At 40.6% G+C, this 8,802-nt stretch carries 9 protein-coding genes and 1 pseudogene; 5 read left to right on the top strand and 5 right to left on the bottom strand.

All coding sequences use genetic code 11. The features are described 5' to 3' along the window. The 4 genes and pseudogenes from H4J63_RS18950 to H4J63_RS18935 form a co-directional block, all read left to right on the top strand. Positions 1 to 95 (top strand): annotated as a pseudogene (locus H4J63_RS18950) (IS5/IS1182 family transposase); the annotation flags it as partial. Positions 96 to 196: 101 nt separating this feature from the next. Beyond that, positions 197 to 652 carry an ATPase gene (locus tag H4J63_RS18945; RefSeq protein ID WP_182197977.1) on the top strand — a complete coding sequence of 152 codons (456 nt, stop codon included), beginning with the start codon at positions 197 to 199 and terminating at the stop codon, positions 650 to 652. 24 nt (positions 653 to 676) lie between these two features. Then, positions 677 to 961: a hypothetical protein gene (locus H4J63_RS18940; RefSeq protein WP_182197976.1), complete on the top strand. Its 285-nt coding sequence runs from the start codon at positions 677 to 679 to the stop codon at positions 959 to 961. 7 nt (positions 962 to 968) lie between these two features. Beyond that, the gene (locus tag H4J63_RS18935; RefSeq protein ID WP_139015391.1) at positions 969 to 1,265 is read left to right on the top strand and encodes a hypothetical protein; all 297 of its coding nucleotides are present in this window, start codon (positions 969 to 971) and stop codon (positions 1,263 to 1,265) included. 493 nt (positions 1,266 to 1,758) lie between these two features. Here the strand turns inward: H4J63_RS18935 and lnt are convergent, their stop codons facing one another. From lnt to miaB, 5 genes are read right to left on the bottom strand one after another with little or no spacing between them, the layout of a single operon-like run. Beyond that, positions 1,759 to 3,309 carry an apolipoprotein N-acyltransferase gene (lnt, locus tag H4J63_RS18930; protein WP_182197975.1) on the bottom strand — a complete coding sequence of 517 codons (1,551 nt, stop codon included), beginning with the start codon at positions 3,307 to 3,309 and terminating at the stop codon, positions 1,759 to 1,761. After that, positions 3,290 to 4,174 carry a CNNM family magnesium/cobalt transport protein CorC gene (corC, locus tag H4J63_RS18925; protein ID WP_002958541.1) on the bottom strand — a complete coding sequence of 295 codons (885 nt, stop codon included), beginning with the start codon at positions 4,172 to 4,174 and terminating at the stop codon, positions 3,290 to 3,292. Before corC ends, lnt begins: the two co-directional genes overlap by 20 nt. Positions 4,175 to 4,196: 22 nt before the next feature. Then, positions 4,197 to 4,655: an rRNA maturation RNase YbeY gene (gene ybeY, locus H4J63_RS18920; RefSeq protein WP_182197973.1), complete on the bottom strand. Its 459-nt coding sequence runs from the start codon at positions 4,653 to 4,655 to the stop codon at positions 4,197 to 4,199. Positions 4,656 to 4,659: 4 nt separating this feature from the next. Then, the gene (locus H4J63_RS18915) at positions 4,660 to 5,718 is read right to left on the bottom strand and encodes a PhoH family protein (RefSeq protein ID WP_182197971.1); all 1,059 of its coding nucleotides are present in this window, start codon (positions 5,716 to 5,718) and stop codon (positions 4,660 to 4,662) included. Between the two features lie 50 nt (positions 5,719 to 5,768). Further along, complete coding sequence (gene miaB / locus H4J63_RS18910; protein ID WP_002958544.1) at positions 5,769 to 7,217, bottom strand: tRNA (N6-isopentenyl adenosine(37)-C2)-methylthiotransferase MiaB; 1,449 nt, start codon at positions 7,215 to 7,217, stop codon at positions 5,769 to 5,771. Between the two features lie 169 nt (positions 7,218 to 7,386). Here miaB and H4J63_RS18905 point away from each other — a divergent pair, with 169 nt between their 5' ends. After that, complete coding sequence (locus H4J63_RS18905; protein ID WP_182197970.1) at positions 7,387 to 8,643, top strand: FAD-dependent monooxygenase; 1,257 nt, start codon at positions 7,387 to 7,389, stop codon at positions 8,641 to 8,643. Positions 8,644 to 8,802 lie beyond the last annotated feature (159 nt).

Genomic DNA, 8,802 nt, shown 5'->3' with positions numbered 1-8,802 from the left:
GGATAGCCACGCGGTATGAAAAGCTTGAACGAAATTATCATTCAATGCTCGCTTTAGCATTTACTATGATGTGGCTACCAATGTGGGCTGATTGATATATGTACTACAAAGATCAACAGCCCCTAGGTTAGTGAAAGGAGTGATTTTGGGTATATTGTTAACGAAATTTAGTAGTGAAAAATTAAAAGGGAATTAAATGAGTAATAATTTTAATGAGGCTATAAAGGGCTTTTTTTGGGGGATAGGGTTTGTAATAGCAACACTCGGTGGTATCAGTGTGTACGCGCTAACAATAGCCGCAGAAGTTGATAGTGGCTTTAAAGAGCAGGTATCAAATAAAGCATTGGAGGGCACTGACGACTTAAATAGTGATTATAAACTTACCCTTTCTGATATTTTTAAAGAAAATGGGCGAGTAAGAATAACTGCCGAGTTAAAAAATATCACCAATGAAAGCATATATGCAGGTGGTGTTATAGCATCTACATTCGATAAAAACGGAAAGTTTGTTGGTAATTGTTTAGGTAAAAGCGATAACATTTTTATAGAACCAAATAAAAGTAGCTATATTGATATTCATTGTAATCTACTGAGGCCACAGGTGAGTAGAGTGCACTCAGCAAAGCTAAAGTTTAAGTGGCTTGGTTTTTAAGTTATAAAGGATAAGGCAGGCTTTATGAAGCTCATTGAAGTAGATTCTTTGTGGTATTTATTGAAAAATTATGATGATTATTATATTCAACAACTTAGCGGTTCTATGCATACTGAAACAGCTGCAACTTATAAACTACTAGATGAAGAGGTCAATAATTATCTAAAGCTTGGTAATGAAGCGCTATCTAAAACGATAATTCACTTTAATAATATCGGTAATTACAGTTGTTTATCAGCAGAGCGTCGAGCGAGTTTAGAAACAATTAGTAAGATACAAACAATTATTAAAATGTTCCTTGATAAATAGGTGCTCGGTGAATAGTGATAATAAAGAAATTTTAAAATGTGTAAAAGTAACATCGAATCCCTTTTCATCAAATAGGGACTCATCTTTGAATTTAACTATAAGTGCAATTGATATGGCTCTTCAAAAGTATTCAAATGACCAGATTACACAAGTTTTAAATAAAGAGCTGATGCGTTTAAATGATATTTGTAATAACTCACCTGGTAGTATGCTGGCTTACGAAATGCTTTTAACCTACAAAAGTGCACAATATAACTGTGCTCAAGCATTAAAGTATTTGAAGAAATACAGAAATAACCAGTAGGTTCTTTTTTTAAATATAAATTAAAAGTAGGAGTCAAACTTCTAGTTACTATTTTTACATGAGATTTTATACAAAGTAAGTTATTTAGCTGGCTGCGGGCGCGTCAAGTTACGATAAAATATTATTGTGTCGAATGTTAGCCCTTTTTAAATTTGATGCGTACATAATTGAATTCCCACAGGGGAGTAAAATAAAACTGTATACCAATAAAGTTAAGACCGTTAGGCACTTTAGACTCAATATATTGCGCTAAAGCATGCAACTTAGGGGGTGAGTTTGTTTGTGAGAATCAAATCATCATTTATAATTGAATTAAATTGTTTAGGCCTGATGTTGAACAGCATCAAGTATTAAAAATAGAACGAGGCATTCGCTATATTTTTAGCATAGGCTAGATTAAAAAGTAAATTTGCGTATGTTGGGTAGAGCGAAGCGAAACCCAACAATAAACACTTTTTTAAATAGCTGTCCACCGACAGCTATTAATTTTAATTCACTTTCTCAACCTAACCCCAAACCCAACAACTCCCATCAACAACACAAATCCCCACACAAACACATTGCCGTATTGGCTGTACACGCTGTCGCCTTTTATAAGCTTAATTTTGGCTTTCAATATGGTAGCTTCAAACTGAGGCATGGTTTGTTGTGTGTGGCTTATAGGGTCGTATACGGCGCTTACACCATTGTTAGTAACACGCACTAGAGGGCGTTGTAGTTCGAGCGCGCGCATACGGGCTATTTGCATGTGTTGCAAAGGCCCAATAGAGTCACCAAACCAGGCATCGTTACTGACAGTAAAGAGTAGATCGGAATCGCTTTTGTAATTTCCGCGTACTAAGTCGGCAAAAACAATTTCGTAGCAAATAGCAGGGAGTAAGTTATAGCCATTGGCGCGTAAGTTGTTTTGCACTTTGTCGCCACGGGTAAACGATGACATAGGCAAATCGAATAATGGGGCAATAGGGCGCAAAAAGTCTTGAAACGGTACAAATTCGCCAATAGGTAGTAGCTGGTGTTTTTGATAGCGGTTTTTATCAAGGTAATGGTAATGCCCATGCTCGTCGCCACGTTCTTTATTACCGACCACAATAAGTGTGTTGAATATATTTTTGGTGTCTCGCTGGTAGTCAACAATACCGGTTACAAGGGCGGTTTGATTAAACGAGGCGGCACTGTCTAAATTGGCTAGGTAGGAATCGGCAAGCATTTCTATTTCAGGCACTGCGGCTTCTGGCCATACTATTAAGTCGGCATCCCAATGTGGACGAGTCATGTCTTGGTATTTGCTCATTGTGGTCCAAAACTCACTTGGCTCAAAGCGCAGGTGTTGCTGTATGTTGCCTTGTACAAGCAATACTGACATGTTTTTATCTGTGTAATGAATGCTGCCTGTGGTATTTGTACCTGTAAAAATAAGCGCAACAGCTGTCGCAGTAACCGCTGGGGTTTTAAAATCTTTTTGGGTAAGTCTATATAGTGCAAAGCCAATAGCCACACATGTTAGTGTTAAGCCAAACTCGCCAATATAAGGGGCAAGCAGCCTTAAAGGTCCGTCGGTTTGTGTGTAGCCAAAGCTTAACCACGGGAAACCGGTAAGTACGGTGCCACGTAAATACTCACTAATTGCAAAGCAGGCAATTAGTAATGCGCCAAAGCTTTTAGGGCCACTAGCAAAGCGTGTAGTTGCCCAAAAGGCAAGTGCGGGAAATAATGCTAAGTAGGCGCACAAAAAAGCCATTAACGAGAGCGACGCTATAAGCGGCATACCGCCAAAGGTGGCAATAGAAACATGTACCCAGCTTATACCTGCACCAAACCAGCCTAGGCCAAATATAAAGCCATATTTAGCGGCGGTTTTTGCGTGTGCTTTACCGTTATTATTGGGATTAATGCAAAAAATTATGGCGCCAAGGCTAATAAATACGATGGGCCAAATTTCAAAAGGGGCATAGCCAAAAGTTAAAACAAGGCCCGCAACGAGTGCGAGCCATGCTTTTTTATCTTTTGCTAATAGGGTAAGTCTAGTTAGCAGTTTCTTCACTGTCGTTATCATCAGCCTTAGGAACGGTGACTTGCAGTTGCAAAATACGACGATTGTCGGCGTTGGTTACTTTAAATTGGTAACCTTCTATGTCAATCGTTTCACCACGGCTTGGCATATGGCCAAATGCGTGCAGTACAGTTCCGCCAATAGTATCGGCTTCGTCTGTGCTGTAGCCTGTTTTAAAATGCTCGTTAAAGTCATCTACAGGTGTGAGTGCTTGCACTACATGGACATGTTTAGCAAGTTGACGAATATCTTGATGTTCTTCTTCTTCGTCGTGCTCATCTTCGATTTCGCCAACAATTATTTCAAGAATATCTTCAATCGTTACTAAGCCCGATACGCCGCCGTATTCGTCAATAACAACAGCCATATGGTAGCGTTGCTGACGGAATTCGTTTAGCAATGTATCAACACGTTTGCTTTCAGGTACTACCATTGCTGGGCGTAAATAATCGCGTATTGATGGTAAATGCTCGTCTTTATTTAAGATCAGTGGCAATAAATCTTTAGCGAGTAAAAAACCTTCTACATGGTCTTTGTCTTCAATCACCACAGGAAAACGTGAGTGAGTTGAGTCAACCATCATTGGAATTAGCTCTTCAAGCGGGCTGTCGATCTCAAGAGTGATCATTTGTGAGCGCGGAACCATTATGTCTCGCACTTTAAGCTCAGACACGCCAAGCACACCTTCTATCATCTCTTTTGTTTCAGGATCGATTACGTCTCGTTCTTGCGCATCGGCAATAACTTCGACCAGCTCTTCTCTATTCTGGGGTTCCCCTTGCAACATTTGGGCTATTCTGCCCAACCACGTTTTGCCAGAAGAACCCTGGCTAGATTGCGAGTTACCGTCGCTCATTGCGTCTAATTGCTCCGTTAATTTAAATATCGTCCCGGTATGGGTCTGCTATGTTTAGCTCTGCAAGTAATTGCTTTTCGATGCTTTCCATCTCTAAAGCATCGTCACTCTTTATATGGTCAAATCCAAGCAAATGCAAGCATCCGTGAATAACCATGTGAGCAAAGTGGTCATGAAATGACTTCTCTTGCTCAATTGCTTCAGCTAATACAATGGCTGGGCAAATAATTAAATCACCAACCAAGGCAATATCTATTCCTGGTGGTGCTTCAAATTCGAACGACAGTACGTTGGTCGGTTTATTTTTACCGCGATAGTCGTTATTAAGTTGTTGCGATTGCGCTTCGTCGCTAATAACGATACTGAGCTCAGACTCATCACGGTATTGGCTAAGGGCTTTGTCGGCCCACAGTGCAAATTGCTCTTCGCTTGGGAGGTTGTCAAACTCACAGGCTATTTGTAAATCAAGTTCGGTTGTCAAAGTATTACTCTTTAGTAGTAGGCTGTTGAAGAGCTGCAAGTGCGTCTTTTACATTTTGCTTTTCAATGCGCTTTAGTCGCTCGCTTTCGTCGTTTCGCTCGTAGGCTTCAACTATGCGTGCTACAACAGGGTGGCGTACTACGTCTTGGGCTTTAAAGTAGTTAAAGCTAATTTCGTTTACGCCATCAAGTACTTCCATTGCATGGCGAAGGCCTGAGCGTGTGCCACGAGGTAAATCAACCTGTGTTATATCGCCTGTAATAACCGCTTTGGAGTTAAACCCTATACGGGTTAAAAACATTTTCATTTGCTCGGCGGTGGTATTTTGGCTTTCATCTAAAATAATAAAGGCATCGTTTAAAGTGCGTCCGCGCATATAAGCAAGCGGAGCGACTTCAATGATATTTTTTTCGATGAGTTTTTCTACTTTTTCAAAACCTAGCATTTCAAAAAGAGCGTCGTAAAGAGGACGTAGGTACGGGTCTATTTTTTGACTTAAATCGCCAGGTAAAAAGCCAAGCTTTTCGCCAGCTTCTACAGCAGGGCGCGTTAGTAATATACGGCGTATTTCTTGGCGCTCAAGAGCGTCGACGGCGGCTGCAACTGCAAGGTAAGTTTTACCAGTACCTGCAGGGCCAATACCAAAGGTAATGTCGTGGTTTAAAATATTAGCCACATAAACACCTTGGTTGTCGTTACGTGGTTTAATAACACCACGGCGGGTTTTAATAACCATTTCTTTGCCATAAGCGCTGCTGGATGCATCTTGCTCTAAGGCTTTTGATTCGGTAATAGCTAAATGAACGGCGTCGGGTTCTATTTCGCCTAAAACACCACGAACTGGCTGAGTATCAACATAAAGGTTTTTTAAGATTTCTACAGCGCCGGCGCAGTTGTGTAGTTTACCGGTTACTTTAAAAAAGTTGTCACGGTGAATTATTTCAACAGCCAGGTGGCGTTCAATTTGTTTGATGTTTTCGTCAAACGGGCCACATAAAGAAGAAAGGCGTTTGTTATCGGCAGGTTCTAAATAAATCTCTAATGTTTTTAACTGATTACTCAAAATTGCTTCCTATAGTACTGCGCCAGCGTTAACTGGCGCTAATTGTGTGACTAAGGAACGAAAGTAGCTACGCCAATTTCGTTAACAGTGTCTGGTTTTGGCTCTGCAGCTGCAGCTTTAGTTAAAATAGCTGAAGGAGCTACTTCACGTCGTAAGTTCATTTCTGATTCTGTACGAATTAAGTCACCACGTAAAGAGTTAGGTAGTGCTTCGGTAATACGTACATCAACAAACTGTCCGATCACTGTGTGCGGGCCAACAAAGTTTACTACACGGTTGTTTTCTGTACGGCCACGTAATTCCATAGGGTTCTTCTTAGAAGGACCTTCAACAAGTATACGTTGCTCTGTATCGAACATTTGACGACTAATTTGCTGCGCCATTTGTGTAATACGGTTTTGTAGTAAGTATAAGCGCTCTTTTTTCTCTTGCTCTGTTACGTCATCCGGCAAATCTGCCGCTGGCGTACCTGGGCGTGCGCTGTAAATAAAGCTAAAGCTCATATCAAAACCTATGTCGCTAATAAGCTTCATGGTTGCTTCAAAGTCTTCTTTGCTTTCGCCTGGGAAACCAATAATGAAATCTGACGACATACTTAAGTTAGGACGAATTTTACGTAACTTACGAATTGTCGATTTGTATTCAATTGCCGTATGGCCACGTTTCATTAGGTTTAATATACGGTCTGAACCACTTTGTACTGGTAAATGTAAGTGATCTACAAGCTCTGGTACATCGGCGTAAACGTCGATTATATCTGGGGTAAATTCTACCGGGTGCGATGTGGTGTAACGAATACGGTCAATACCATCAATAGCTGCTATAAGACGAATTAAATCAGAGAAGTAACAAATTTCGCCATCGTGCGTATCGCCGCGGTATGCATTTACGTTTTGACCTAAAAGATTTACTTCACGTACGCCTTGCTCTGCAAGTTGTGCAACTTCAAGTAGTACGTCATCTACTGGGCGACTAACTTCTTCACCGCGGGTATAAGGTACAACACAAAAAGTACAGTACTTAGAACAGCCTTCCATAATTGATACGAAAGCAGATGGGCCATCTGCTTTTGGCTCTGGCAGGCGGTCAAATTTTTCAATCTCTGGGAATGAAATATCAACAACCGATGAGCCTTTGTCGCCTTGCACTTGTTTAATCATTTCTGGTAAACGGTGTAGCGTTTGCGGACCAAAAATAACATCTACAAATGGTGCACGTTGGCGAATAGAGTCACCTTCTTGTGAGGCAACACAACCACCTACACCAATGATTAAATCTGGCTTGTCGTCTTTTAATAACTTCCAGCGACCTAATTGGTGAAATACTTTTTCTTGTGCTTTTTCACGAATTGAACAGGTGTTAAGTAAGATTACGTCGGCATCTGTTGCATCTTCAGTTAGCTGGTAGCCGTTGGTGGCATCTAAAAGTTCAGCCATTTTCTGAGAGTCGTATTCGTTCATCTGACAACCCCAGGTTTTAATATGCAGCTTTTTGCTCATTGAAATATAGCCTCGTGTTCAATTCGATAGTGGCACAAAAATGTGCTAGAAACAGGATTAAGGAGCAAGCATGCTCACTTAAAGGAGGCGTATTTTAGCTGGATACCCGCCCAGATCCAAGTATAGTTTTCATGTTTGTGATCTCAAATCAATACAGGGCGAGTTTAATGTGCTGTTAGGGATATCCTCTGGTATAAAACAAATTAATTTTGATACAATCAAAACAGACTCAAGTAATAATAAAATGATGAAAAACATGACCAAAAATAATGTGATAGTGGTTGGCGGGGGCATGGTTGGCGCGGCTATGGCGATAAAGCTGGCTCAGCAAGGCTTTGGCGTGCGCATAATTGAAAAACACCTAATAGACCCATCGCACATTCTTAGTAGCGATAAGGTGGATATTAGAGTGTCTGCTATTAATCGTTTTTCAGAAAATTTACTTGATGAATTAGGGGCAATGCCTCTTTTAAGGCAAAACCGTATAGCGCCTTATCAACAATTAGAGGCTTTTGAGCGCGGTGGTGACAATTTATTATTTGATTGCGCCGACATAAACACGACACATTTAGGCCACTTGATTGAAAATAGTTTAATTCAAGCAAGTTTGTGGCAGCAATTTGGGCATTATAAGATTGAGGTTATTGAGCAATCATTGCCGGTAACTAAAATAGAGCAAACGGATGATTTAATTACGCTTGTGTATGGTGATCAAACCTATACAGCTGATTTAGTAATTGCCGCCGATGGTGGACAATCGCAGCTGCGTGCTAAAGCTAATATTGGTATTACGGGTTGGCAGTACCAACAGCATTGCATGGGGGTATTAATTAAACTCGATGCCCCGCAACAAATTAAAACATGGCAACAGTTTACACCAACCGGGCCATTAGCATTTTTACCAATGCAGGCACCGTATGCTAATTTAATTTGGTACGACAATGCAAATACACTACAAGCATTTAAAGGGCTAAACCCAACTCAGTTAAAAACGCACATACTGAATAAGTTCCCAGAACTTGCTGGAGACTTTGAAGTACAAACCCATGCGATATTTCCGCTAACTCGCCAACATGCAAATAGCTATTCGCAAGGGCGTTTGGTTTTAGTGGGCGATGCAGCGCATACAATTAACCCGCTTGCAGGGCAGGGCGTTAATTTAGGTTTTCAGGACGTAGTGGCACTTGCTGAAGTTTTAAACGAAGCAGGAGATATAGGTTGCCCTCTCAAACTTAAAGAATACGAACGAGCTCGCCGCAGGGCTAATTTATTAATGATGAGCATGATGGATGCTTGTTACTTTGGCTTTTCTAACCAAGTTGCGCCACTTAAATGGGCACGTAGCCAGTTTTTAAAAATGGCTAATAATACAGGCCCTATAAAAAACTGGGTTTTAAAATACGCAATTAGCGGTGATTTAGGCTAAATTTAAAGTAGAGATTAAAAAGGCTCATTTATGCTGTCTCTTATACACAAATCCCTGCTAAGAAATTAGCGGGGATTTTTTTGAACTAAATCTCAATGTCATGATCAGATCTTCAAATCTTGTTTGAGGGCACATTATGATTAACGAACATACTCATTG

The sequence above is a fragment of the Pseudoalteromonas sp. 5Ae-yellow genome, assembly GCF_014077565.1.
In the GTDB taxonomy this organism is placed as follows: Bacteria; Pseudomonadota; Gammaproteobacteria; order Enterobacterales; family Alteromonadaceae; genus Pseudoalteromonas.
Note: the sequence above shows the minus strand (reverse complement) of the source record. Positions and strands in the feature narration are given on the sequence as shown.